The organism is Streptomyces sp. a15, from assembly GCF_059026085.1.
The window spans coordinates 24,039-48,347 of record NZ_JBWLKM010000048.1; the positions used below are offsets into that span (position 1 = coordinate 24,039).

Sequence of the window (24,309 nt, forward strand, 5' to 3'; positions counted from 1 at the left end):
CACTGCCCGTACCTTGCCGCATCCGAGCCGTACCCGAAGGGACGACACCGCCATGGCGAAGGAACTGCGCTTCAACGCCGAAGCGCGCGCACTGCTGGAGAGCGGGGTGAACGCGCTGGCCGACGCCGTGCGCGTCACTCTCGGCCCGAAGGGCCGCAACGCGGTCCTGGAGAAGCTGACCGGGCCGCCCACCATCACCAACGACGGCGTCACCATCGCCCGCGAGATCCAGCTCAGGAACCCCTTCGCCAACATGGGCGCCCAGCTGGTGAAGGAGGTGGCCACCCGCACCAACGGGGACGTCGGCGACGGCACCACCACCGCCACCGTGCTCGCCCAGGCGATCGTCCGCGAGGGGCTGAGGGCGGTCAACGACGGCGCCAATCCGGTGCTGTTGAAGAACGGCATCGAGGCCGCCGTGGCGGCCGTCGTCGAGGCGCTGACCATCCAGTCCCGTCCGGTCCGCACCGACGGCGAACTCGTCCGGGTGGCCGCCCTGTCCGCCAACAACGACCCCGTCATCGGCGAGGCCATCGCCCAGGCCGTGGCCCGCGTCGGCCGCACCGGCGTCGTCACCGTGGAGGAGTCGTCGGCGTTCGGGATCACCGTCGAGTACGCCGAGGGCCTCGAGTTCGACAACGGCTGGATCTCCCCGTACATGGTCACTGACCAGGGACGCATGGAAGCCGTCCTGGAGAACCCGTACCTCCTCTACTGCGACACCAAGATCACCAAGGTGCAGGAGCTGATGCCGATCCTCGAACAGGTCATGCGCACCGGCTCCCCGCTGGTCGTCATCGCCGAGAACGTCGACGGACCCGCGCTCGGGATGCTCGTCACCAACGCGGCGCACGGCACCTTCCGTTCACTCGCGGTACGAGCCCCCGGCTTCGGCTTCCGGCGCATCGCCGAACTGGAGGACATGGCCGCGCTCACCGGTGGTCGGGTCATCACCGGCACCGCGGGCCGGACCCTGGAGAGCGTCACCCTCGACGACCTGGGGCGCGCCGAGAAGGTCATCGCCACCGAACGCTCCACCGCCGTCCTCGGCGGGGCCGGCGGCGACGAGCGGGTGGCCGAACGCATCGAGAACCTCAAGATCGAGCTGGAGCGCGCCACCAACGAGCACGACCAGGACAAGCTCGGCGAACGAATCGCGAAACTCTCCGGCGGCATCGCCGTCATCCGCGTCGGTGCCGCGAGCGGCGTCGAGCTCAAGGAGAAGCAGATGCGCCTGGAGGACTCGCTCGCCGCCACCCGCGCGGCGGCCGAGGAGGGCGTGGTGGCGGGCGGCGGCGCGGCGCTGCTGCACGCCCGGACCGACATCGCCGCGCTCGACGGGCCCGGACCCGGCCGGGGCGACGGGGACGCCGCGGTGGGCCGCGCCATCGTGGCCAAGGCGCTCGCCGAACCACTGCGTTGGATCGCCATCAACGCCGGTCTCGACCCCGACGAGGCGGAAGCCAGGGTGGCCACGCTGCCCGTCGGCAGCGGCCTGGACGCCCTGCGCGGCGACTACGCCGACCTGCACGAGCGCGGGATCATCGACCCGGTCAAGGTCACTCGCAGCGCCCTGCTCAGTGCCGCGTCCATCGCCGCCCTGCTGCTCACCACCGAGACGCTGATCGTCGAGGAGATCATCGGCAACCCCGGCTCCATTCACTCCCCGGAGATCGGTGACCTCGCCGAGGGACTGCCGCGGCCGTCCAACATCCCGTAACAGAGGCGTGCCGGGTGGCGAGGCGGGCGCAACGCCCGTTCCGCCGCCATGCTCCGCCGCGGTGCCACGCACTTGGGCCGCCCGAACGCCCGCGCCTCACGTCCGACAAGCGTCGCGGCGACGCGTACGGGTGGCTTCCTCGGGCGCCGGATCCCGGCCCCTACGTACGTGTTTCAAGGAGCTGTCTCAAGGAGCATTGAATGATCTTCATCGCCGTACGCTTCACGGTCCGTCCGGCACACAGCGCCCAGTGGCTCGACCGCGTGGCCGACTTCACCGCCGCCACCCGGGCCGAGCCCGGCAACCTCTTCTTCGAATGGTCCGTCGACACCGTCGACCCCGACCGCTTCGTCCTCCTGGAGGCGTTCACCTCCCAGCAGGCGGGCGTCGAACACGTCAACTCCGACCACTTCAAGGAGGCGATGGCCTGGATGCCCGACGTGGTGGCCGTGACGCCCGACATCATCAACGTCGAGACGGAGGGGCAGGGATGGTCGCGGATGGCGGAGGTCACGCCACGGAGGTGACCACGTCGGGCTGCGGCGTTCTCGCGCTGACCGGTCGGTTCGGCCGACGCCCGCAGGGAGCGTCGGGTGCCTGATGAGCCTGTCTCTTGCCACTTCTGTCCAGCGGAGCCACACATGCCGAAGAGATTCGCCCGCAGCGCCTGGATCGCCTGTGCGACGACGATGGTGTTCCTGCTGGCCGCGTGCGGGATCGGGAGCGCGAGTGCGGCCCGTGCCGAGCGGCCGGTCGTCCTGACGACGTTCACGGTCCTGGCCGACATCGCCGCCAACGTCGCGGGAGACCACCTCCGGGTGGAGTCCATCACCAAGGCCGGTGCGGAGATCCACGGGTACGAGCCCACACCGGACGACATCAAGAAGGCGGCCAGAGCGGATCTGATCATCGACAACGGCCTGCACCTGGAAGCGTGGTTCGCGCAGTTCGTGGCCGAAATCGACGTGCCGCACGCGGTGGTCAGCGAAGGAGTCACGCCGATCGACATCGCCGAGGACGCCTACCGGGGACGGGCCAATCCGCACGCGTGGATGTCACCGCTGAACGTGCAGATCTACGTGGACAACATGGTGAAGGCGTTCAGCGACCTCGACCCGGACAACACGGCCGCGTTCAAGGCCAACGGCAAGCGCTACAAGCGACAGTTGCAACAGGTCCATGACGAACTCGTGGGCGCGCTGCGCCGCCTGCCGGACAACGAACGAGCACTGGTCACCTGTGAAGGCGCCTTCTCCTACCTGGCACGCGACGCGGGCCTGACCGAACGGTACATCTGGGCCGTCAACGCCGAGCAGCAGGCCACTCCGCAGCAGATCACCCGCACGATCGACTTCGTCGAACAGAACAAGGTCCCCGCGGTGTTCTGCGAATCCACCGTGTCCGACGCTCCGATGCGCCAGGTCGTCTCGGCCAGCGGCGCGCGGTTCGGTGGTGTGCTCTACGTGGACTCGCTGTCCGGACCGGACGGCCCCGTGCCCACCTACCTCGACCTGGTCCGCCACGACACGGACACCATCGTCACCGCCCTGACCGGGACCGTCCGATGACCGCGCCGGCGATCAACGTCGAGCAGGTAACGGTTCGTTACGGCGACGTCGTAGCGCTTGATCGCGTCACTCTGTCGCTGGCCGCCGGACGGGTGTGCGGGCTCGTGGGGATGAACGGCTCGGGCAAGTCGACGCTGTTCAAGACCATCATGGGTTCCCTGAAGCCGGACAGCGGCACAGTGCGCGTCAACGGCGGCCCGCCTGCGCGGGCACGCAAGTCCGGAGCGATCGGCTACGTACCCCAGAGCGAGGACGTGGACTGGGCGTTCCCGTTGTCGGTACGGGACGTCGTGATGACCGGCCGATACGGGCACATGGGCTTCACCCGGCGTCCGCGTCGCGCCGACCACGAGGCTGTGGACCACGCTCTGGAGCGAGTGCAGCTCGCCGATCTGGCCGACCGCCAGATCGGGCGGCTCTCCGGCGGCCAGCGCAAACGCGCGTTCGTCGCCCGCGGAATTGCCCAGGGGGCCGGCATCCTGCTGCTGGACGAGCCCTTCGCCGGTGTCGACAAGAGTTCGGAGGCCACGATCACGCGCCTGCTGCGCGAACTGGCCCGCGGCGGGGCCGCCGTCCTGGTGTCCACCCACGACCTGCACGCTCTTGCCGGCCTCGCCGACGAGGCGGTCCTGCTCATGCGCACGGTCCTCGTCCACGGCTCACCGGACGAGGTCCTCCGGCCCGACAACCTCGCGCGGGCGTTCGGTCTGGACGTGCTCCGGCGAGAGGAGACGGTGTGACCCTCTACGAGTTCCTCCTGGAACCCCTCACGTACAGCTTCATGGTCCGGGCCCTGGCGGCCACGCTCGTCGCGTCCGTGGTCTGCGCGGTGTTGTCCTGCTGGCTGGTACTCATCGGCTGGTCGCTCATGGGCGACGCCGTCTCCCACGCCGTGCTGCCCGGCGTGGTGCTGGCCTACGTCGTCGGTGCGCCGTTCGCGTTGGGTGCCATCGTCTTCGGCGTGCTGGCCGTCGCGCTCATCGGTGTGGTCCGGGACACCAGCCGGGTCAAAGAGGACGCGGCGATCGGCATCGTGTTCACCACCCTGTTCGCGCTCGGCCTCGTGCTGATCTCGGTCACCCCCAGCCAGACGGACCTCAACCACATCATCTTCGGCAGCCTGCTCGGCGTCGACACCACTGACCTGATCCAGATCGCGTCCCTCGGCGCGGTCACCCTCGCTCTGCTGATCCTCAAGCGCCGCGACTTCACCCTCTACGCCTTCGACCCGACCCATGCGCAGGCCATCGGCCTGTCCCCCCGTCTGCTCGGCGCGGCCCTGCTCGGACTGCTTGCCTTCACCTGCGTCGTGGCTCTCCAGGTCGCCGGTGTCATCCTGGTCGTGGCCATGCTGGTCATCCCCGGCGCGACCGCCTACCTGCTGACCGACCGATTCCAGCGCATGCTGCTGATCGCACCGGCCGTCTCCGCCGCCGCGGCCGTCACCGGCCTGTACCTGAGCTACTACCTGGACACCGCGTCAGGCGGCATGATCGTCCTGGTCCAGGGCAGCGTGTTCGCCCTCGTGTACCTTTTCGGCCCGAGCCACGGGCTGATCGGCACCCGGATCACCAGGCGCCGACATCACCAGGCACACACGTGAGAGGCGACGGCGATCGCAGTGGTCGCGGAGGGCCCCGCGAGGCTCTCTCCGAAGCGCCACCAGCGCGTCCTCGTACCGGTGCCCGCTGCATGTGGTCGCGGACGCCGCCTACCACGGCAAGGTACCGCGTGGCCTGCCGCACAACGCTACCCATGAGACAACTCGGCCGGCGCCACTTCCGCATGAGCTCCCGATCGCGCTGCGCGGCCGAGCGCTGAGGCACGTCGCTTCCTCAACTCCACTTGCCTCCTCGTGGGGTCCACCCCAGCCCCTTGCTAAGCGGACGGTGGTCCGCTACGTTCTCCCCGAAGTAGCGGACAGCAGTCCGTTTGGCGCAGCCGCAGCGTCGGATACGGCCAAGGCCCATGCCCGACCCCCCAGCGTTCGTGTCCAAGAACGCTCTGGCACGCGACCGGCGTACGCCGCTACCACCTGCCCGTCCGACCCGATCGGGTTCTGTCTGCGGAGGGACCAAGTGCTCGACATCGCCCAAGAGTTGAGTCGGTGGCTTGAGGAAGGCAGGGAGTTCGCCGTGGCCACCGTTGCCGGCGTCAGTGGCAGCGCGCCACGTGGACTCGGGGCCGCCCTCGCGGTCGACCGCGACGGCACCGCCATCGGATCGGTCTCCGGCGGCTGCGTGGAAGGGGCCGTCCATGACCTCTGCACGCAAGCGCTCGACGATGGCAGGACCGTCGTCGAGCGGTTCGGTTACAGCGACGAGGACGCCTTCGCAGTCGGCCTCACCTGCGGCGGGATCATCGACATCCTGGTCACGCCGGTCGCCGTCGACGCACCGGTCAGGGCGGTGTTCCGGTCCGCCCTGACCGGTGCTGTCCGCGACGAACCGGCAGCCCTCACACAGGTGATCCGCGGCCCGGCCGAGCTCCTGGGCAGGAGCCTGCTCGTACGCCCCGACGGCACCTACGAGGGATCGCACGGAGGCGACCGCGCCGTGCTGGACCGGACCGCGGCTGCCCAGGCACGCGCTCTGCTGGAAGCCGGCCGCACCGGCACGGTCGAGATCTCCGAGGACGGATCCCACTGCCCCGGCGGTCTCACCCTGCTCGTCGAGGTGAACATGCCTCCTCCCCGCATGATCGTGTTCGGGGCGATCGACTTCGCGGCGGCACTGGTCCGCGTCGGCAAGTTCCTCGGCTACCACGTCACCGTGTGCGACGCCCGCCCCGTCTTCGCCACCCGGGCCCGTTTCCCGGACGCCGACGACATCGTCGTCGACTGGCCCCACCGCTATCTGCGGAGCACACCGACCGACGCACGCACCGTCCTGTGCGTCCTCACCCATGACGCCAAGTTCGATGTGCCCCTGCTGCACGAGGCTCTGCGGATGCCCGTCGCCTACGTCGGTGCCATGGGCTCCCGCCGCACCCACGCCGACCGCGAGCGCAGGTTGCACGAAGTCGGGCTGGGGGAGCGGGAGTTGGCTCGGCTCAGGTCACCGATCGGCCTCGACCTCGGTGCCCGTACGCCCGAGGAGACCGCCCTGTCCATCGCGGCGGAGATCATCGCCACCCGACACGGCGGCACCGGCGTCCCCCTCACCGATGTCCGCTCGCCCATCCACCGCGACGCAGGTCCGCTGGCCGTACTGCGGACCGTACTGGGAGTCGCCTGACGGCCGCGCCCGGCGCGTCACAAGCAAGGCAACCGACCCACTCCGAACCTCCAGGTTCCGAGACCGGCAAGACCCGCCCATATACCCGCAGATCAATTTGGAGATCGTCATGAAGCGCCCCACACTCAGCCGCCGCGTCACTCTTGCCGGCGTCGGTGTCCTCACCACAGCCGCACTGGCCGTGAGCACCACCGCCTTCGCCGGCACCGAGACCGCACCGAAGTCGTCCGCCGCGGCCGCCTGGCCCGCCGCCCAGGCTGCCAAGGAAGCGCGCAACAAGCGGATGGCGCTCGCCTTCGTGGACCTCGCCCTCAACAAGAAGCAGCCGCAGAAGGCCGCCGACCTCTACCTGCGCGACCCCTACATCCAGCACAACCCCCAGATCACCAACGGCAAGAAGGCGTTCGTCACCTGGGCGACGAACTTCATCAAGGCGGTACCGGATGTCAGGGTGGACTTCAAGCGGGTCCTCGCCGACGGCGACCTCGTGATGATTCACAGCCGCCTGACCACATCCGCGACCGACCGAGGGACCGCGGTGGCCGACATTGTCCGGTTCAAGAACGGCAAGATCGTCGAGCACTGGGACGTCCTTCAGGCGGTGCCCGAGACCTCGGCCAACGGCAACACCATGTTCTGACCACACAGGGCTGTCACACAATGGCGCCGCGCTGTGCTGGGTCATGATCGGCTCGTGGTGCTGCGCCCGGGGGAGTCGGAGTGCCGAGGGTCGGTCCGCCGCGCTCCTGGCCGCCGAATCCGTCCTGCAGCCCGGAGGAGGTAACCACCCTTCTCCTGCCGCCCGTCAACAGCAGCCTGTCCGAGCAACGGGCACGGGGCACTCTCGCTGAACGGCGCGGCCACCGGTCAGCCCCTCACAACCACCTGTACCCCCGACGAGGGAGAGTGGACATGTCCACCAAACTTCCCGATGCAGCCGCATCTCCATCCGCCGAGCCCCCCTCGGCGCCGACCCGACGTACCTTCATCGCGACGACCACCGTGGTCGGAGGGGCTGCCCTGGCCGGCGGCCTGGTCGTGGCGCCGCGCGCGCTCGGCACCGAGGAAGCGGAGGCCGCCGACGCATCGCCCAGCAGTAGCGTTTCCCTGACGGTCAACGGCGTCCGGCGCACCGTCACGGTCGACAACCGCACCTCGCTGCTGGACCTCCTGCGTGAGCACCTTGACCTGACCGGCGCCAAGAAGGGCTGCAACGCCGGGGCCTGCGGCGCCTGCACCGTCCTGGTCGACGGACACCGGGTCAATTCCTGTCTGACGCTGGCGGTGCGGCTGGAAGGCGCCGAGGTCACCACGATCGAGGGCCTGGAGAAGGGCGAACGCCTCCACCCGCTGCAGCAGGCGTTCATCGACCAGGACGCCTTCCAGTGCGGTTTCTGCACCTCCGGCCAGATCATGTCCGGTGTCGCGTGCGTCCAGGAGGGCCACACCGACTCCGCGGAGGAGATCCGGGAGTGGATGAGCGGCAACCTCTGCCGTTGCGGCTGCTATGTGAAGATCGTGCGCGCGGTCGAGCAGACCGCCCGCGGGAAATGAGGCCCGGCCACCATGTATCCCTTCTCCCTCACCAAGGTCTCCGACACCCAGGGCGCGCTCAACGCCGGGCGACGAGGCGGACGTTACATAGCCGGCGGCACCACCCTGGTCGACCTGATGCGCGAGACCGTCGAACGCCCCGAGACGCTGGTCGACATCAGCGCCCTGCCCTTGCGCGAGGTCACCGTCGCCGAAAACGGCAGCCTGCGCATCGGCGCCCTGGTGCGGATGTCCGAAGCTGCCGCGCACACCAAGGTGCGCACCACCTACCCGGTCATCTCCCAGGCACTGGAACTGAGCGCGTCGCCCCAGCTGCGCAACATGGCCACCATCGGCGGCAACATCATGCAGCGCACCCGGTGTACGTACTTCCGTGATGTGTCCGCCGCCTGCAACAAGCGCGAGCCGGGCTCCGGCTGTGCGGCCCGCGCCGGCTTCAACCGCACCCACGCGATCCTGGGTACGTCCGAGTCCTGTGTGGCCACGCACCCCTCCGACGCCGCTGTGGTCTTCGCGGCGCTGGAGGCGAGCGTGCACCTGTTGGGGCCGGACGGCCGGCGCACGGTCCCGTTCGCCGACTTCCTGCTGAAGCCCGGCAGTACCCCGAACCGCGAACAGGCCCTGCGGAAGGGTGAGTTGATCACCGCTGTGGAGATCCCGGCCCTCCCGCGCCCGCTCAGGTCCGGTTATCTGAAGGTGCGTGACCGGCAGTCGTACGAGTTCGCCCTGACCTCGGCGGCCGTCGCGCTGCACATCCGCGGTGGTGTGATCCGTGCGGCGAAGGTGGCGGCCGGGGGAGTGGGCACCGTGCCCTGGAAGCTGCCTGCCGTCGAAAGAGCCCTGATCGGCGAGCGGCCGTCGAAGGCCCTGTGGGCCGAGGCGGCCGAGCGGGCGGCGGACGGGGCCCGCCCCCTTCAACACAACCGCTTCAAGGCCGAGCTGCTCAAGCGCACCGTCGAACGCCAGCTGCGCACCGTAGGAGGCACCAAGTGAGCCAGCCACAGGCAGCTGTCGGCGCTTCCGTCGCCCGGGTCGACGCACGGCTGAGGGTCACCGGGAGATCGAAGTACGCCGCCGACAACAACCCCGACGGGGTCGTGCACGCGGTCATCGTCGACAGCACGGTCGGCCGTGGCCGTGTCACCGGCATCGACGCCCGCGCCGCCGAAGCCCAGCCCGGCGTGCTGAAGGTGATCAGCCACCTCAACGCGCCCAAGCTCCCGCCTCTGCAGGGGGGATGGCCGCCCGCCACCTCACTGCGGGCCTTCCAGGACGACCGCGTCCGGTTCTTCGGGCAGCCCGTCGCGGTGGTGGTGGCGACCACGCTGGAGACGGCACAGCACGCCGCGAGCCTGGTGGAGGTCTCCTACGACGCACAGTCTCCCTCGACCGACATTGGCGCCGCCGACCCCGCGGGCAATCCCCAGACCTATGCGCGCGGCGACGCGGACGGGGGACTGGAGACCGCCGACGTCAAGCTGGACCTGGCGTACAAGATGGCTCGCAACCACCACAACCCGATGGAACCGGCCGGCACCGTCGCCCGCTGGGACGGTGACAGGCTCACCCTCTGGGAGAAGACCAACTGGGTGGGCGGCACCGTGATGACCATGGCCGCCGAGTTCGGCATGGCGCCGGACAAGGTCCGTATCATCGCGCCGGTCGTCGGCGGCGGCTTCGGCAGCTCCGGCCGGACCTGGGTGCACACCGTCATCGCGGCCATGGCCGCCCGCGAGGTGAAGCGCCCCGTGAAACTCGCGCTCACCCGCCGGCAGACGTACTTCGGTGTAGGTTACCGGCCCGCGTACGAGTACGGACTGCGCCTCGGTAGCGACCGGCGGGGCCGCCTGACCGCGTCGGCGCACGACGTCCGCGCCGAGACCTCCAGCTTCGAAACGTTCAGGGAAAGCGTTCTCGTTCCCGGCCGGATGCTCTACAGCACGCCCAACGTCCGCCAGGCGTACGGGCTCGTACCGCTGGACGTGAACACGCCGCAATACATGCGCGGCCCCGGCTACGCCAGCGGCGCCTATCCCGTCGAGTCGGCGATGGACGAACTCGCCCACGAACTGGGCGTGGACCCGATCGAGCTGCGGCTGCGCAACGAACCCTCCGCCGACGAGTCCAGCGGGCTGCCGTTCTCCACCCGCCGCCTGCGCGACTGCTACACCATCGGTGCCCGCGAGTTCGGCTGGCACCGGCGCAACCCCAAACCCCGCTCGACGCGCGACGGTGACTGGCTCATCGGTAGGGGGATGGCCGCCGGTGTCTACGACACCCAGCGCGGCCAAGCCCAGGCCTCGTTCAGGCTGGATGCCGACGGCACCGCCCTGGTGCAGTCCGCCACCAGCGACATGGGTCCCGGCACGGCCACGTCCATGACCCAGGTCGCCGCCGACGCCCTCGGCCTGACCATGCGCCAGGTGACCTTCCGGCTCGGCGACTCCCTCATGCCCCCGGCCACCATCCATGCCGGCTCGCGGACCATGGCCAGTGTCGGCTCCGCCGTCCAGGACGGTGGCGACAAACTGCGCAAGCAGGCGATCAAGCTCGCGGTCGAGGACGAAGGATCACCGTTGTACGGTGTCGACCCCGCCGCCGTCGTGGTGCGCGGCGGCCGGCTGTACGGCAAGGACACCCCCGCGCGCGGGGAGACGTACCAGCGGCTCCTGGCCCGCAACAACCTCACCCACCTGGAAGCGCTCGGCTCGTACGCCGGGGCTTCCGGATCGGAGAAGTTCTCCTTCTACGCCTACGCCGCGACCTTCGCGGAAGTGGCCGTCGACGTAAAGCTCGGCCTGGTGCGGGTCCGGCGCATGGTCGGTGTGTACGACGCCGGCCGGATCATCAGCCCGAAACTCGCCGACAGCCAGGCCATCGGGGCCATGGTCGGCGGCATCGGCCAGGCCCTCCTGGAACACACGGTCACCGACCACCGCGACGGCCGGATCGTCAACGCCAACCTCGCCGACTACCTCGTGCCGGTCCACGCCGACATCCCCGCGGACCTGAAGGCGATCTACGTCGACGGGGAGGACTACGAGGCCGACCCGATCGGCGTCAAGGGACTCGGGGAGATCGTCATCGTCGGAGTGGCGCCCGCCATCGCCAACGCGGTCTTCAACGCCACCGGCCGCCGGATCCGCGAACTGCCCATCACCCCCGAAGCCCTCCTCTGAACGCCCGGGCGGCTCGGTCCACCCGCCGGCCACCCGGGCGTTCCCACCAACGTCCGGCGGCTTCAGACGCCCCGCCGCCGGACACCAGGGCCGCCGCCGCGTCCCCCACCCCGGCGTCCCCCTCCCCCAGGGCACGGCGGCGGCCCGCTCAGGCAACGCATCTCCCTGAGCGCACGCCATGCCGACCATCGCGGACACACCACACTGCTGGGGTGGCGAGGCCCGCCCCCTCGCCCTGGCCACGGTCGTCGACGTCACGGGCGGCACTCCCCTCCCACCTCGCAGCGCATGCGGGAGGCCGGCGAGGTGCCGGGCGTCGTTGGATCCCGCCCCTTGCCGGTGTCACGTGGTGTCGAGCAGGCGTTTGGGGTGCATGCCGTCGACCATCCCGATGAAGGGCGGATGGATGCTGTAGCCGAGCATCCGGCGGATGTCCTCGGACACCACTCGGACGGTGTCACGGGTGGTGGACAGGGTGAACGCCTCTTGCGGCCGGAGCCATGGGTCGCAGTACTGGGCCGTGACGGCCAGGCGGGATTGGTCGGACGTGTTGGCGCCGCCCCCGTGCCACAGTGTGCCGACGAAGAAGACGCATGAGCCGGGCGGCATGACGGCCTTCACCCGGGTGTCGCCGTCGGCCGGTTGGCGACTGTCGTCCCAGTGGTGGCTGCCCGGCAGGACCACGGTGGCGCCGTTGTCCTGGGTGAAGGCATCGATGGACCACACCGTGGCAGCACCCAGCGGCGGCCGAGGACGGGGTGCGGGGTACACACCGTCGTCGTGGTGCAGCAACTGGGCGTCCTCGCCGGGAAGGATGTTGATGACCTGGAGCTGGGAGAGCAGGTAGTTGGGCAGAAACAACCGGTCCAGCAGGGCCAGCACTCTCGGGTGGTCGACCATACGGTCACAGGCTCGGGTCTTGTTGAGGACGCTGTAGACGCGCTGGGTCACCCGGCCCTCGAAGGTGTTGCGGCCGGTCCTGTCCAGCAGGGGCATCACGGACGCCCGGATTTCCTGGCACTCGGCTTCGGTGAGCAGGTTGTCCAGGATGACGTATCCGTCGCGCTCCAGGGCGGCGAGATCGGCGTCGACTACAGCGGCGGGGACTGTGACTCCACTGCTTTCTGTGGCCCTGTGCCGTCGAGCCAGGTCGGTGTGGAGGCCGTCGATCGAGTCGATGGTGTCCACGGGGTTGTGGCCGGCGGGAGGGACGGGCATGTGAGACACGGCGTTGTGCTCCCCTCAGGAGAAGGACGGTGGTGGGATCAGTCCCACGGCGCCGGAGACGAAGGCCCACAGTTGGGCGACGAGGTCCTTGGCCGGCGGGCGCGGGGTGCGGGTGAGGGCGGTGGAGATCAGGGCATGAGTGCCGCCGAGTGTGGCCGCGGCGAGGAATTCCGGATCGCGGTCGGCCGGGAGTTCGCCGGCGTGCTGGGCGCGCGCCATGTTGCGGGCGCCCAGTTCGATGAGCGTGCGCAGCTGACGTGTGTTGGCCGCGGCGACCTCCGCGTCGCCGACCAGGCCTCCCAGCAGAACGGGCGCCAGAGGTTCGGCGTACAGGAAGGCCACCCAGTCGCGAATCCGCTGCTGTTCCCGCTCGGCCCAGGTGGTGGAGGCGTACTCGCGTAGGGCCGCTGCCGCACCGAGCCGCTGGTAGAAGTCGTCCAGCACCGCGATCAGCAGACCGCTGCGGGTGCCGAAATACCGGTAGGGCAAACCTGTGCTCACCCCCGCCCTGCGGGTCACCGCGGCCACCTCCAACTCGCCGGTGGCGGCGAGTTCTTCGGCTGCGGCGCGCAGCAGCTTCTCCCGCGAGTTCGCGGATCGTGACGTCCTCGGTGAGGCCATGCTCCGAGTGTAAGTTGAGTTCAACTCATTAGACAAGGGCTGCCCACCAGAGCAGCGCCGCAGCCCACCGCTTCTGGCCGCAGGCCACGGAGATCAAGTACGCACTCGCCGGTCGAGGGCGTACTGGCTGTTGGCGTACCGATGCAGGTCGGCGAGTACCTCGCTGAAGCTGCGCCGCACCGGTTCACTCCGGTGGGCCGCATGGAGAAGTACGGTCACCGTCGTGCGGTGCGGCCACCGCTCGGCTGCCGTCGGCGGTGTGGATCTCATGAAGCCGCCCGGTGTGCGCTTCGGTGGCCGCGAACAGTTGGACGGGATCGCGACCGTCCCGAAGGCGACCGTGCCCGACCAGGTAGCGGTGGCGCTCACGCTTCCAGCGCCGGCGGCCGCGGTTCCCCCGCATCCGGGGGCGCGGCTGCATCAGGCGCCGGGGGAGTTTGGTCAGCGGTGGCTGGGTCCCCCGGCCCGGTTGTCGGAGCTGGTCTACGAGGGCCAGGTTGTCGCCCCGGACGCGCATCAGGGGACACGTGCCGGTCATGCGTACTGCCGACCGCTCCAGTCGAAGCCGTTCGCCCGCTATGGTGTCCTTTTAAGCGGACAGTAGTCCGATATCGGGGGCAGCTGTATCGGGCGGCTGTCCGGTCGGTGAGGGGCTTGCGGTGTGGGCCCGGAGGGAGGATGAGTGGAGTCGAGGAACGACGTGCCTCAGCGCTCCGATGCGCAGCGCAATCGTGAGCGCATTCTGGAGGTGGCGCTGGTCGAGCTGTCGCGTTCGGCGGACGTCCCGCTGACTGTGATCGCCAGGAAGGCGGGCGTCGGACAGGGGACGTTCTACCGTAACTTTCCCCATCGTGAGGCGCTCGTCCTGGAAGTGCACCGCCATGAGGTGCAGCAGCTCACCGACAGCGCGGCCGAGTTGCTGAAGACCAGGGAACCCGACCTGGCCCTGCGTGAGTGGATGGACCGCCTCGCCCGCTTCGCCATGGCCAAGGCCGGTCTGGCCGACGCGCTGCGGCAGGCCACCCTTGCGACGGGTGGCCCGGAAAGGCCGGGGTACTCCCTGGTGGTCGACGCGATCGAGCTGCTTCTCGACGCCAACCACAAGGTCGGCGCCATCCGCCCGGGACTGACCGCCGACGACTTCCTCCTTGCCATCGCGGGCATCTGGCAGATCGACGTCAGCGGGGACTGGCATTCTCAGGCCGCCCGCCTCCTGAACCTCATCATGGACGGCTTGCGCGCGGGAGCGCCCGGGCGACAAAAGCCCGGTCCGTGAGGCCGACGAGGTGGTGGGAGTCGATGGTTTCCCGCCCCGCCCCGCCCCGCCTCGTGCCGGTGTCCTGTCGGCTGCTGTCCTGAATCCGGTCTGCGGCTCCAGGGTTGAACCAGATCTTGCTTGGCCAACCTCGTCGGCGGTCAGGCCGAGAACCTGCTCGGCGTGTGCTCGGCTGCCGCTCACACGTGCCGAGGAGTCGAATCAGCGGCAGCGGCGCCGTCACCCCTGAGGGGAAAGCTTTCTGTGAAGCTATCGCGCTAGTGACCTATAGTGTAAGCGTGACAGCGACATCAGATCCCGTGGACGCGTGGATGCAAGCGTGGCATGCGGAACTGCCCGAGGTTTTGTTCGCCTCGTCCGAGCTGAGCAAGCGGATCATCTTCCTCTCCGCGGCCCTGGACCGCGTGATGCGGCGCGATCTGGCTGAACTCGGACTGACGGCGGCTGAGTTCGACGTGCTGGTGGCGTTGCGCAGGGCCGGTGAGCCGTACCGCATGAAGCCCAACCAGTTGGCCCGCTCCCTGATGCTCTCCACCGGCGGTACCACCAACGTCACTCACCGCCTGGTGGCCCGCGGCGCCGTCGCGCGGGAGGACGACCCGGCTGACGCCCGGAGTACCTGGATACGGCTGACATCGGATGGCATTGCCCTCGCCGAGCGCGCGGTCCTCGCCATCTCGGCCGAGCACGACGCCTTCTTCGAGGGGGTGCCGGCAGAAGTCATGGACGCGGCGACCGTCGCACTTCGGGACCTCATCACCTCCTGCCCGAGCCTGCTCCCCCGTGGGTCCGGGGCATCAGCCGCCCGAGCCCAGGGCCAGGCCTGAGGGTCGCCGCATCCTCGGGGGCGCCGAGCGTGTCGAAGGGCGCCGGAGGGGCCCGCGGGCGGCGGTGCGTCCATTGACCTGCCTGGCTGATGTGCACGCGGGCGGCAGTATCGCGTCGTGACAGTGGATCGGAAGAGGGCGAAGGGGCGGAGGGCCTGGACAGCAGGCTCCCGCTCGCTTGGCCGACGCCGGGGGAGTCGGTGTGAGCGGCGAAATCGTGGTCGCTGGTGGGTCCCGGGCAGTCGGACGTCCGGTGATGCTGCGCGGGTCGCTGCGTCGGGGCATGGGGCGGCACTGCCGTCACGCATAGCGACGCCGGTGCCGAGCGGCTCCGGGCGGAGGGGGGCGGTCTGTAATCGCCGTGCGCGCGGCGTCGAGAGGCGACCGGTCCGAGTGCCTCTCGTGTCCGGACCCCTGCCGCCGGCGGTTCGGGAACACTCTCATGGTGGCGGCCGACGCGATCTCGGCTTTCGCCCATCACCGCGGCCACGGTTTCGGGGGCTATCCGGCGGTCTTGCGGTTCTGCCGGGACGTGCGCCGAGCGATGTTCGGCCGCGTGGTGGAGCGGGGCTGTGAGCGGTGGCGGACATCGGCGGAGGGCGTCGGGAACCGGCCTCCCGACCCCGGCCCTACGACCGTGCCGGTACCCGCGGCCGACGCCCCCGAGCGACAGGTTGTGACTCTTGGCCTGATCTCGCGAGGAGCCCCGCGCGTTGCGCTCGGGGCTCCTCGGACTGAACTTGGGCTGTGTCAAGGCCCGTTCCAGCGCTTGAATGTGTCGGTGGGGGCGCGTCACACGGGCTTTATCTGTGCGACGACCTACGCGCCCTTGCGGTTTCAGCGACGCCGCAGGCCACCGTCGACGAGGTGGACCTGGCCGGTGATGAACGAGGCGTCGTCGGAGGCGAGGAACGAGACGAGGTTGGCGACGTCCTCGGGGGCCTGCTGTCGCTTCAGGTTCTGAATGTCGACGTAGTGGGCGAAGGCCTCCTCGGAGAGGTGGGTCAGGGTGGCGGGCGTGGGGACGACGCTGGGAGCGAGGGCGTTGACCGTGACGTCGTAAGGTGCCAGGTCCGTGGCCAGCGCATGGGTGAAGCCGTTGATGGCGCCCTTGGCGGAGACATAGGCGACGAAGGCCGCCGGGGCTTCCCAGTAGCTCGACGAGGACATGCTGATCACCCGCCCATGCGCAGACCTCTTGAGGTCCTCGACGAAGGCCTTCGTGACCAGGAACGCGCCGGTGACGTTGATCGAGAACAGGTTCGTCCACTGTTCGAGCGACGTGTCCTCAAGGACGGCCAGCAAGGGGATGGCCGCGTTGTTGACGACGATGTCGACCGCGCCCAACTCCGCGTGGACCTGCTGGGCGAATGCGTTCACCGACTCCTGGTCGGAGATGTCGCCCTTGGCGCTGAAGAAGCGTCGGCCGTTCGCCTCGACGATCGCCTGGGTCTCCTCTGCGGGGTTGACGTCGAGGACTGCGATGTCGGCGCCTTCCTCGGACAGCTTCTGCGCGATAGCGCGGCCGATTCCGGCGGCGCCACCCGTAACGACGGCGATCCTGCCGTCCAGCTTCTTCGCCATGATGTTCGTTCCTTTACATGTGGGTGTGATGGTGATGCAGGTTCCGGGAGACGCGCGCGATGGCGTCGGCAGCCAGATCCTGAGACCAACTTCCGCTCCGTGCAAAGCTTTTGCCAAAGCAAGAGCGGCGGCGGTCTGGACTCGGGAGTGAACTCCGCGCTCGCAACTCCCTGGGGCCGGGAGCTGCATGGATGTGTCGTTCGTGTTCGCTTCGACGGGTGTTGTCTGCGCGGTCCAGGCGGTGTTCAGCGCCTGGAGGAAGGCTTTGACCGGCTGCGCACCCGACAGGGCGTGCCGGCCTGCGAAGGCCGGGCAAGTAGGCGTGGACGCACGTTCTCAGTCGCCGATCGTGACGACGATCTTGCCGCGGGCCGTGCCGGAGGCGAGGGTGGCAAGTCCCTCGGTTGCCAGGCACAGGGGGAGCACGTTGTGCACCTTGATGCCGAGCACGCCGACGGTGGCCTGCTCGGCCGGCGGAGCAGTGGTCTCACGCGATGGTGGCCGGGCCGCGGGTCAGTGATCGTTGACGGCGGCGGCGGTGGCGCGCAGGGCGCGGGCGGCCTGGTCGGGGTCGCCGTGGACGAGCTTGCCGTTGGCCTTCACGACCTGTCCGGCCACCAGGACCGTGTCCACGTTGTGCGGCTGCGCTGCCGTGACCACGGCCGCGATGGGGTCGCGTTCGGCGGTGAGCATGTTGAGGTCGTTCAGGCGCAGCATGATGACGTCGGCCTGCTTGCCGGGGCGTAGTGAGCCGATACGGTCGGCCAGTCCCAGGGCGGCGGCACCGTCCAGCGTGGCCATCTTCAGGACGTCTCCCACGGTCAGCGGAGGGTTGTCGGCGATCTGGCTGGCCAGCAACGCCGCGCGCATCAGGGAGAACATGTCGCCGGGCAGCGAGGAGACCGCGTCGACGCCGAGGCCGACGGTCACGCCGGCGTGGCGCAGTCGGTCGGCCACTGGCGCGCCGACGCGCATCTGAGCCTCTGTGGCAGGCGTGACCGAGGCGGTGCCGCCGGACTCGGCGATCAGCTTCAGTTCGTCGTCGTCGAGCGAGTTCCCGTGCACGTACAGGGTGTTGGCGCGGAGCAGGCCGTGCTCGCGCAGGGCGGTGATCGGCCGCGCGGCGACCGGACCGCTGCTGACGTGGATCGTCAGGGGGAGGCCCAGATCCTGGGCCAGGTGCCAGTCGGCGCTCACGGTCTCGATCGGCGCGAAAGACGGCCCGAGCGGGGCCAGCGCCATGGTGACCAGGGCCTGGTCGTCGTACAGGCGCTCCCTGCGGATCCGGCGTACGTCGTCCCGATTCGGGGCGCCGTGCGCCGGGAAGCCGTAGCCGAACACGGTGCGCAGCCCCGCCGTGTGCAGGGCGTCGACGGCCGCGTCGGCGTGCTCGGGGGTGTGCAGCGCATGCGAGAAGTCGATCAGGGTGGTGATGCCGACGTCCAAGGCCTCCAGCGCGCCGACCAGGGTCGCGGCGTGGACGTCCTGCGGCCGGAACCGCGGACCGTACTGCCCCAGGACCAGACCCATGTAAGCACCCAGGTCCAGGTCCGGGGCCCCAGCGCGCAGCGCCGTCTGCCACAGATGCCGGTGGGTGTCGACGAACCCCGGCATCACGATCCGGTCGGTGGCGTCGATCACGGTGGCGCCGTCCGCCGACAGCCCTGGTCCCACCTCGGTGATCCGGTCGCCCTCGATCAGGACGTCAGTGCCGGGCCGGGCGACCGGCGTGAGCTCGGTGTCGATGACGTAGCCGTTGCGCAGCAGAAAGCGGGTGTCGGTCATGGCTCGATCTTTCTCTCATGGAAAAGCTTTATGGAAAGCTACATTGAAAGTGAGGTGTGGGCAACCGTCCCTTCGCCGGAACTGGCAAACGGATCACGCGCCGCGGCGGCGTGCTGGCCCGGGGGTGTGGTCGCTGTTCCAGACGATTCGGGTCCGGCGGCCTCGTGCCCGATGGGGGAGTATCCCGTGTGAACGGTCCTCCGAGGTCGTCCTCACCAAGACGCTCGGCTCCGTCGACCGCGACCGCGACCGCGGTCGCGAGGAACGTTTCCTGGGCGTCGGCCCGGCGTCGAGAAGAACGGCTGGGAAGCCGAACGAGATGCTCGGCGTACGTCAACCGAGCAGCGGTAGTACCTTCGCGGCCCCGACTCGGCGGTGCTCCATCGCCTGTTCGGGCCCGTCCTGGTATCCGGTGAGCGGGTTACAGGACCTGCGCCTGTTCGGGCCGAACCGGCTGTCCTGATGTCGGGGACGGCGGCCGTGACGTTCCATGCCGCCGTAGCCGACCCGTGCGGCAACGGCGTTCTGCGTCGGCTCCGCTGGTGGCACCACCCCGGCGACCATCACTGCACGGATGCGGAAGCCGCCCGGTATATGGCCGACCCGGCGATGGGGATGCGGTCGGAGAAACCGGACGCCGGAGGATCCCGGCCCGAGGCAACGCCGGCCCCGATCAGGCGGGACCTCGACCACTTCGAACCGACACCTCGACGCCCGACTCGCTCCGGTAGGGGTGAAGGCCCCGCTCACCCGCGGGTCAGGCCCAACTCGCCCGCGCGCACGCCGGCCTGGAAGCGTGAGTCCGCACCCAGGGCGACGAGGAGCTCGGCGACCCTGCGGCGGTAGGTGCGCAGCGACATGCCCAGTTCACGTGAGGCCAGGACGTCGGTCACGCCGGAGCCCAGTGCGTACAGCACCTTGCGGGCTTGCGCGTCGATCCGGGGTCGGTCGGGGTCGAGGAAGGCCGCCAGGTCGGTGGCCGTCTCCCACGCGGCTTCGAACAGCGAGTACGCCCCGCTGACCAGGGCGGGTTCGGCACTCATCGTGTACGTGCGGTGACGACGACCGCGAGGGGACGGGGGCGAGAGCGTGGGGCCGGTAAGGATCATGGTGCGCCGGTCTATGAAGACCGTTCCCTGGAGCAACGGGGTGGCGGCGATGCGTACCTGAATGCCGTGTTCGGCCATCTCGCGCACGATCTGCCGGTCCCGCTCGTCGGTGAGCACGGCGGCACTGTAGAGCTTCCGGGCTCGACGTGCTCCGTCACCTTGTATCCGCAGGCGGGGCGCCTCGCGGGCGCCGGGCCAGGTATCGAGGTCGCGCGCGGTGTTGACCCATTCCGCGTCGTTCGACTCCGTCAAGGGTTTGATCCGCGCCCGGAGCTCAAGATCACCGTTGAGGACCATGAACTGTGGCATGCGTTCATTGTGCCTCTGGCAGCAAGGTGCCAAAGCCTGGTCGGCGCGTTTCGGGCCGTGGAGGCTGGGCCCATGAGCAAAGTCTTTCGTCTCGGCGGCGACCTGGCCATCAATCGGCTCGGCTTCGGAACCATGCGCCTGCCGTCCCAGCAGGGCATGGGGGGTCCCGCCCGCGACCCCGAGACCGGCCGTGCCGTACTGCGCCGCGCCGTCGAACTCGGCGTCAACCACATCGACACCGCCGACTTCTACGTCAGCGCCGGCGGTGCGGTGCGCGCGAACACCCTGATTCGCGAGGCCCTGTACCCCTATCCGTCCAACCTGGTCATCGTCACCAAGGTGGGCCCCATCATCCGCGACGGTGGCCTCCACCACGCCACCCCGGCCGACATGCGTGGCCTTGTCGAGGCCAACCTCGAAGGCCTGGGCGTGGACCGCCTCGACATGGTCTACCTGCGCATCGGTCCCATGGAACCCCCGCGCGGCGAGTCCCTCGCCGACCGCTTCGAGGCCCTCGCGGCGTTGCGTGAGGAGGGCCTGATCCGTCACCTCGGCCTCAGCAACGTCGACACCGACCATCTCGCGGAGGCTCGCGCCATCGCACCCGTGGCGGCCGTGCAGAACCACGCCGGTCAGCGCCACGAAGCGGACCTTCTGGCCGCTTGCGAGGAGTCCGGCATCGCTTTCGTGCCGTTCTTCCCGGTGGGGGGCGGTGGAGGGCTCGACGACGAGCGGCTGCCCAAGGTCGCGGCCCGGCACGGCGCCACCGCCCACCAGATCAGCCTGGCCCGGCTGCTGGCCTCCTCGCCGGCAGCCCTGGCCATCCCCGGTACGGGCTCGCTCTCTCACCTGGAGGAGAACATGGCCGCCGACGAGATCACCCTCACCGAAGAAGATCTCGCGGACCTCGCCTGACCTCCACGGGCTGTCGGAACGCCCCTGGGGAGAACCGCCGCCATGAGCATCGTCGTGATGACGGGCCGACCGCCGGAATCGGTAGGCACGCGGCCCGTCCTCCCGCCGACCGACCCGCAGTTCAATGAACCCGGACCGGCGCAGTGCCGGTGACTACGAGACGATCTTCGCCGTCAACCCTCTCGTCCACTGCCTGCCGACAGGGATGCTCCTGCTCGCCATGGCAGACGGTGGACGGCTGATCGTCACCAGGAGCGACACACGACCCGGCCATGACGCCGATGGCGCCCAGGACACTCGAGTTGCGGGCCCTCGTGCATCCCTCCCCAGGGCGGTGGCGCACGCTCGAACGTTCGCGCCGCGCCTCGTGCCGCACATCGTGCGTTCGGCGACCCGGCGGAAGGCGCCCAGGCCGGTGCCGTGTCATTGTCCTTGTTCGGCGATCGCGGAATGGATACCGCGTTCTCAAGGGAAGGACTGCGCCAGGCCGTGGTCATCGTCTTCGTAGTCGTCGCAGTCGCCGTTCTGGCGGTGTTCGTCACGCTCCACTGGTACGCGTGGCGCCGTCTCATACGCGAAACCTCGCTCCCGGGCTCCGTCCACCGGCGAGTCGGGAACGCAGTCTTCGTGGCCGGGCCGGTGCTCACGGTTGGTGCCCTGACGGGCGGATTCACGGACATCCCGTTCGGCCTGCAGCGCGTCATCGCCTGGCCCGGAAACCTGTGGCTGGCCCTCTTCCTGTATCTGCTGCTCGCGCTGCTGGCAGGTGAGGCCGTCCGCCCCGTGCTGCGGTGGTGGCTCGCCCGCCCGGGCGCCGGCGCCGACACTGAGCAACGGGCTTCACCGGCGGAGGACTCCACAGCCGCACGGCCCGTCGAGCCCGGCCTGACGGAGGGCCAAGAACGTCTCGCCCTGATCGGCGACAAGCGAGTCGGCAGGGCGGAGCTGGGCGACTCCGGTATCGCGCAGGGAACGGCCGAGCCGGTATCGGCGCCGGAACGCCCGCGCGGGCGGGAGCCTGAGAACTCGTCCGGCGCCGCTCCGTCGCGCCGCCTCTTCGTCTCTCGTGTGGTGGGCGGCGCGGCCGCGGCCGTGGCCCTTGGCACCGTCGGCTACGGCACGTACGGCGTACTCCGTGGACCTGAGGTGAAGCGGCTCACCATTCCGCTGGCCAAGTTGCCTCGCAGCGCACACGGCTTCCGGATCGCGGTGGTCAGCGACATCCACCTCGGCCCGATCCTGGGCAGAGGCTTCTCCCAGCGGGTCGTCGACACCATCAACGCCACCCGGCCCGACCTGATCGCCGTCGTCGGTGATCTGGTGGACGGCAGCGTCGAGGACCTCGGCCCGGCCGTCGAACCACTCGCCCGGCTGCGGGCACGGCGCGGCTCCTACTTCGTCACCGGCAACCACGAGTACCTCTCCGGTGCCGAACAGTGGGTCGAGAAGGTACGGGAGCTGGGGTTGCGTCCGTTGGAGAACGTCCGCACCGAGATGCCCGGGTTCGACCTCGCGGGCGTCAACGACATCCAGGGCGAAGGCGAGGGCCAGGGCCCCGACTTCGCCAAGGCGCTCGGCGACCGCGACCGCTCCCGCGCCGCCGTCCTCCTCGCCCACCAGCCCATCGTCATCCACAACGCCGTCCGTCACGGCGTCGACCTCCAGCTCTCCGGCCACACCCATGGCGGCCAGCTCTGGCCCGGCAACCTCCTCGCCGAACTGGCCAATCCCACCGTCGCCGGCCTGGAGCGGTACGGCGACACCCAGCTGTACGTGAGCCGCGGCGCAGGGGCCTGGGGCCCGCCGGTCCGCGTGGGCGCGCCGTCGGACATCACCGTCGTCGAACTCGCCTCGAAGCAGGCGTAGGCAGTCTTCCGTGCACCGACAGAATCCGCCACACTCCGCCTTGCCGGAGATCGAAGCGCACCGCGGCGGTAGGCATGCCACCAGCCGCTGATCGGCTCTCGACCCGGGACCGTGCGCCAAGGCAACAACGCCAGTCGAAGCACGGGTCAGGCCACCGCCCGGAGCGGTACCCGATCATCCTCACAGTCGAGGCACGAGCCGACCCGGCCCATGGACTGGAAGACGCCCAGCCGGCGACAGGCCCGGCGGAACCTCCGAGAGCCGTACTCAAGCGTTCGGGTGGGGAAAATGACGTCGGTGTCGGGGCGGGAGTTCTTGTTACTTCCTGATCCGGGCAATCCGGTCCGTGAGGATGCCGAGGCGATGGGTGTGGACGGATTCCCGCGCGTCGGCGTCCTGCTTCTTTGACGCGAGACGCGATCTTGTTAACCGGACGGCCCTCCGGTACCATCGGGGTATCGGACGGTTGTCCGGTTGGCTTTCGCCGTCACGGCTCACACGTGCCCGGCACGTGACGGGCGTTCGCTCGATGCTCACCTGCCCCCACGCGGAAGAACCCCTTGCCATGGAACTACTCGTTTTCGATGTGACGGGTCGCCACGACCTGGCCCTGAGTTCCGGTGATTCGGTCACGTCCCTGGTGCGTGGCCCGGTGGCTCTGGGTGACCTGGCCGATCAGGTCACCGGAGGCGCCGCGTCGCACCAGGACGTGCCCGTTGGAGCGCATTCGGTCACGCCTTCGGCGTTGTCGAGCCCCGCGCAGAGGCTGAACTCCACGATGGCGAGCGGAACCACCACGGCACGTGATCAGTGACCGAGACCGGTGCGCCGATACCGCGCGACAGTGCGCGCGGGGCGGGCGGCAGTCGCACGAACCGCGGAGCCTCGGCCTCTGCTCCCGCCCGGGTCCGGCCGGCCCGGACATCGGCGTCGCTGAGGGCCCCAGGCGTCTGACGGGGCCCCGGCGATGACGATGCGTCCGCCATCGCCGTGCGTGTCCCGGCCCTGGGTACTTCGTGACGAGGGGCCTTGTGGCCAGGCTTCTGACCGCATTCCAGACCGTGTTTCCCCCACCTTGCCGACCTGTCGGCGCCCTACATGGACCCGGAATCTATACCCGCCAGAGGTGACCGGCCGTCCGTGGAGGTCATGGGACGTATGCCATGTCGGACAGACCGCCTTGGAGCAGAGTTGACACAGAATCACGGAAGCGGCCGGGTGATCGGCGCGCTGCTGACCCCGGTCTTCGCCGGAGCCCTGGTGCTCGCCTTCACTGTCATGCAGGCCAGAACGGCGACCGTCCAGGCTCCGGGGCCGGTGGGGCGACGGGATGGCTTCTACGCGGTGCGGCTCAGCGACACCTTCGGTGACGCGCCCCCTGCCTTCACCGCCCGGCTCACAGGCCGGCAGGCCGCGGCATTGGCCGCCACATCCGGCGTCGTGTCGGTGTCCCGGCTCCCGGCCCGTGCGACGCTCGCGCCGGCGCTGTCGGACTGCTACCCGGTGGCCGGCTCCGCTGCCCCTGCTCCCGTT

At 69.6% G+C, this 24,309-nt stretch carries 21 protein-coding genes; 14 read left to right on the plus strand and 7 right to left on the minus strand.

Annotated features, from left to right (window positions below):
• The first annotated feature begins 52 nt into the window (after positions 1–52).
• The 10 genes from groL (at position 53) to AC5P09_RS34530 (ending at position 11,257) form a co-directional block, all read left to right on the plus strand.
• Positions 53–1,720, plus strand: a complete 1,668-nt coding sequence (gene groL, locus AC5P09_RS34485; RefSeq protein WP_493877646.1) for a chaperonin GroEL — start codon at positions 53–55, stop codon at positions 1,718–1,720.
• Between the two features lie 200 nt (positions 1,721–1,920).
• Positions 1,921–2,247 (plus strand): putative quinol monooxygenase, encoded by a 327-nt coding sequence (locus AC5P09_RS34490; protein WP_493877647.1) that lies wholly within the window; start codon positions 1,921–1,923, stop codon positions 2,245–2,247.
• Between the two features lie 114 nt (positions 2,248–2,361).
• Complete coding sequence (locus AC5P09_RS34495) at positions 2,362–3,288, plus strand: metal ABC transporter substrate-binding protein (protein ID WP_493877648.1); 927 nt, start codon at positions 2,362–2,364, stop codon at positions 3,286–3,288.
• Positions 3,285–4,028 carry a metal ABC transporter ATP-binding protein gene (locus AC5P09_RS34500; protein ID WP_493877649.1) on the plus strand — a complete coding sequence of 248 codons (744 nt, stop codon included), beginning with the start codon at positions 3,285–3,287 and terminating at the stop codon, positions 4,026–4,028. Before AC5P09_RS34495 ends, AC5P09_RS34500 begins: the two co-directional genes overlap by 4 nt.
• On the plus strand, positions 4,025–4,891 hold the full coding sequence (locus AC5P09_RS34505) for a metal ABC transporter permease (RefSeq protein WP_493877650.1): 867 nt from the start codon (positions 4,025–4,027) through the stop codon (positions 4,889–4,891). Before AC5P09_RS34500 ends, AC5P09_RS34505 begins: the two co-directional genes overlap by 4 nt.
• Before the next feature lie 475 nt (positions 4,892–5,366).
• Entirely contained in the window at positions 5,367–6,524 is a 1,158-nt protein-coding gene (locus AC5P09_RS34510; RefSeq protein ID WP_493877651.1) for an XdhC family protein, read from the plus strand.
• 109 nt (positions 6,525–6,633) lie between these two features.
• The gene (locus AC5P09_RS34515) at positions 6,634–7,164 is read left to right on the plus strand and encodes a nuclear transport factor 2 family protein (RefSeq protein ID WP_493877652.1); all 531 of its coding nucleotides are present in this window, start codon (positions 6,634–6,636) and stop codon (positions 7,162–7,164) included.
• Between the two features lie 272 nt (positions 7,165–7,436).
• Entirely contained in the window at positions 7,437–8,078 is a 642-nt protein-coding gene (locus tag AC5P09_RS34520; protein WP_493877653.1) for a (2Fe-2S)-binding protein, read from the plus strand.
• 12 nt (positions 8,079–8,090) lie between these two features.
• Entirely contained in the window at positions 8,091–9,071 is a 981-nt protein-coding gene (locus AC5P09_RS34525; RefSeq protein ID WP_493877654.1) for an FAD binding domain-containing protein, read from the plus strand.
• Positions 9,068–11,257, plus strand: a complete 2,190-nt coding sequence (locus AC5P09_RS34530) for a xanthine dehydrogenase family protein molybdopterin-binding subunit (protein ID WP_493877655.1) — start codon at positions 9,068–9,070, stop codon at positions 11,255–11,257. Before AC5P09_RS34525 ends, AC5P09_RS34530 begins: the two co-directional genes overlap by 4 nt.
• Before the next feature lie 342 nt (positions 11,258–11,599).
• On the opposite strand, the gene AC5P09_RS34535 is transcribed toward AC5P09_RS34530, so the two are convergent.
• From AC5P09_RS34535 to AC5P09_RS34545, 3 genes are all read right to left on the minus strand, one after another.
• A complete protein-coding gene (locus AC5P09_RS34535; RefSeq protein WP_493877656.1) occupies positions 11,600–12,475 on the minus strand; it encodes a phytanoyl-CoA dioxygenase family protein in 876 nt (291 codons plus the stop codon).
• 24 nt (positions 12,476–12,499) lie between these two features.
• Positions 12,500–13,105 carry a TetR/AcrR family transcriptional regulator gene (locus tag AC5P09_RS34540; RefSeq protein WP_493877657.1) on the minus strand — a complete coding sequence of 202 codons (606 nt, stop codon included), beginning with the start codon at positions 13,103–13,105 and terminating at the stop codon, positions 12,500–12,502.
• A 93-nt stretch (positions 13,106–13,198) separates the two neighbouring features.
• Positions 13,199–13,474: a hypothetical protein gene (locus AC5P09_RS34545; protein WP_493877658.1), complete on the minus strand. Its 276-nt coding sequence runs from the start codon at positions 13,472–13,474 to the stop codon at positions 13,199–13,201.
• Positions 13,475–13,787: 313 nt separating this feature from the next.
• On the opposite strand from AC5P09_RS34545, the gene AC5P09_RS34550 reads away from it, so the two are divergent.
• Positions 13,788–14,381, plus strand: coding sequence for a TetR/AcrR family transcriptional regulator (locus AC5P09_RS34550; protein WP_493877659.1), 594 nt, complete (start codon positions 13,788–13,790; stop codon positions 14,379–14,381).
• A 278-nt stretch (positions 14,382–14,659) separates the two neighbouring features.
• Positions 14,660–15,208 (plus strand): MarR family winged helix-turn-helix transcriptional regulator, encoded by a 549-nt coding sequence (locus tag AC5P09_RS34555; RefSeq protein WP_493877660.1) that lies wholly within the window; start codon positions 14,660–14,662, stop codon positions 15,206–15,208.
• An 837-nt stretch (positions 15,209–16,045) separates the two neighbouring features.
• On the opposite strand, the gene AC5P09_RS34560 is transcribed toward AC5P09_RS34555, so the two are convergent.
• The 3 genes from AC5P09_RS34560 to AC5P09_RS34570 form a co-directional block, all read right to left on the minus strand.
• Positions 16,046–16,792, minus strand: coding sequence for an SDR family NAD(P)-dependent oxidoreductase (locus AC5P09_RS34560; protein WP_493877661.1), 747 nt, complete (start codon positions 16,790–16,792; stop codon positions 16,046–16,048).
• Positions 16,793–17,305: 513 nt separating this feature from the next.
• Positions 17,306–18,577 carry an amidohydrolase family protein gene (locus tag AC5P09_RS34565; protein WP_493877662.1) on the minus strand — a complete coding sequence of 424 codons (1,272 nt, stop codon included), beginning with the start codon at positions 18,575–18,577 and terminating at the stop codon, positions 17,306–17,308.
• A gap of 746 nt (positions 18,578–19,323) precedes the next feature.
• Positions 19,324–19,995 (minus strand): DNA-binding response regulator, encoded by a 672-nt coding sequence (locus AC5P09_RS34570; protein WP_493877663.1) that lies wholly within the window; start codon positions 19,993–19,995, stop codon positions 19,324–19,326.
• Positions 19,996–20,067: 72 nt separating this feature from the next.
• Here AC5P09_RS34570 and AC5P09_RS34575 point away from each other — a divergent pair, with 72 nt between their 5' ends.
• Together AC5P09_RS34575 and AC5P09_RS34580 are read left to right on the plus strand one after the other, a co-directional pair.
• A complete protein-coding gene (locus AC5P09_RS34575) occupies positions 20,068–20,910 on the plus strand; it encodes an aldo/keto reductase (protein ID WP_493877664.1) in 843 nt (280 codons plus the stop codon).
• Positions 20,911–21,399: 489 nt separating this feature from the next.
• Entirely contained in the window at positions 21,400–22,776 is a 1,377-nt protein-coding gene (locus AC5P09_RS34580; protein WP_493877681.1) for a metallophosphoesterase, read from the plus strand.
• A 571-nt stretch (positions 22,777–23,347) separates the two neighbouring features.
• On the opposite strand, the gene AC5P09_RS34585 is transcribed toward AC5P09_RS34580, so the two are convergent.
• Positions 23,348–23,503 carry a hypothetical protein gene (locus tag AC5P09_RS34585; protein WP_493877665.1) on the minus strand — a complete coding sequence of 52 codons (156 nt, stop codon included), beginning with the start codon at positions 23,501–23,503 and terminating at the stop codon, positions 23,348–23,350.
• Positions 23,504–24,309: the final 806 nt, after the last annotated feature.

What these genes read in the sequence shown, in the direction of transcription:
- groL (WP_493877646.1), top strand. Translation starts at nt 53, where the DNA reads ATGGCGAAGGAACTGCGCTTCAACGCCGAAGCGCGCGCACTGCTGGAG.
- AC5P09_RS34490 (WP_493877647.1), top strand. Translation starts at nt 1,921, where the DNA reads ATGATCTTCATCGCCGTACGCTTCACGGTCCGTCCGGCACACAGCGCC.
- AC5P09_RS34495 (WP_493877648.1), top strand. Translation starts at nt 2,362, where the DNA reads ATGCCGAAGAGATTCGCCCGCAGCGCCTGGATCGCCTGTGCGACGACG.
- AC5P09_RS34500 (WP_493877649.1), top strand. Translation starts at nt 3,285, where the DNA reads ATGACCGCGCCGGCGATCAACGTCGAGCAGGTAACGGTTCGTTACGGC.
- AC5P09_RS34515 (WP_493877652.1), top strand. Translation starts at nt 6,634, where the DNA reads ATGAAGCGCCCCACACTCAGCCGCCGCGTCACTCTTGCCGGCGTCGGT.
- AC5P09_RS34520 (WP_493877653.1), top strand. Translation starts at nt 7,437, where the DNA reads ATGTCCACCAAACTTCCCGATGCAGCCGCATCTCCATCCGCCGAGCCC.
- AC5P09_RS34525 (WP_493877654.1), top strand. Translation starts at nt 8,091, where the DNA reads ATGTATCCCTTCTCCCTCACCAAGGTCTCCGACACCCAGGGCGCGCTC.
- AC5P09_RS34535 (WP_493877656.1), bottom strand. Translation starts at nt 12,475, where the DNA reads ATGCCCGTCCCTCCCGCCGGCCACAACCCCGTGGACACCATCGACTCG.
- AC5P09_RS34540 (WP_493877657.1), bottom strand. Translation starts at nt 13,105, where the DNA reads ATGGCCTCACCGAGGACGTCACGATCCGCGAACTCGCGGGAGAAGCTG.
- AC5P09_RS34560 (WP_493877661.1), bottom strand. Translation starts at nt 16,792, where the DNA reads ATGGCGAAGAAGCTGGACGGCAGGATCGCCGTCGTTACGGGTGGCGCC.
- AC5P09_RS34565 (WP_493877662.1), bottom strand. Translation starts at nt 18,577, where the DNA reads ATGACCGACACCCGCTTTCTGCTGCGCAACGGCTACGTCATCGACACC.
- AC5P09_RS34570 (WP_493877663.1), bottom strand. Translation starts at nt 19,995, where the DNA reads ATGCCACAGTTCATGGTCCTCAACGGTGATCTTGAGCTCCGGGCGCGG.
- AC5P09_RS34575 (WP_493877664.1), top strand. Translation starts at nt 20,068, where the DNA reads ATGAGCAAAGTCTTTCGTCTCGGCGGCGACCTGGCCATCAATCGGCTC.
- AC5P09_RS34585 (WP_493877665.1), bottom strand. Translation starts at nt 23,503, where the DNA reads ATGCGCTCCAACGGGCACGTCCTGGTGCGACGCGGCGCCTCCGGTGAC.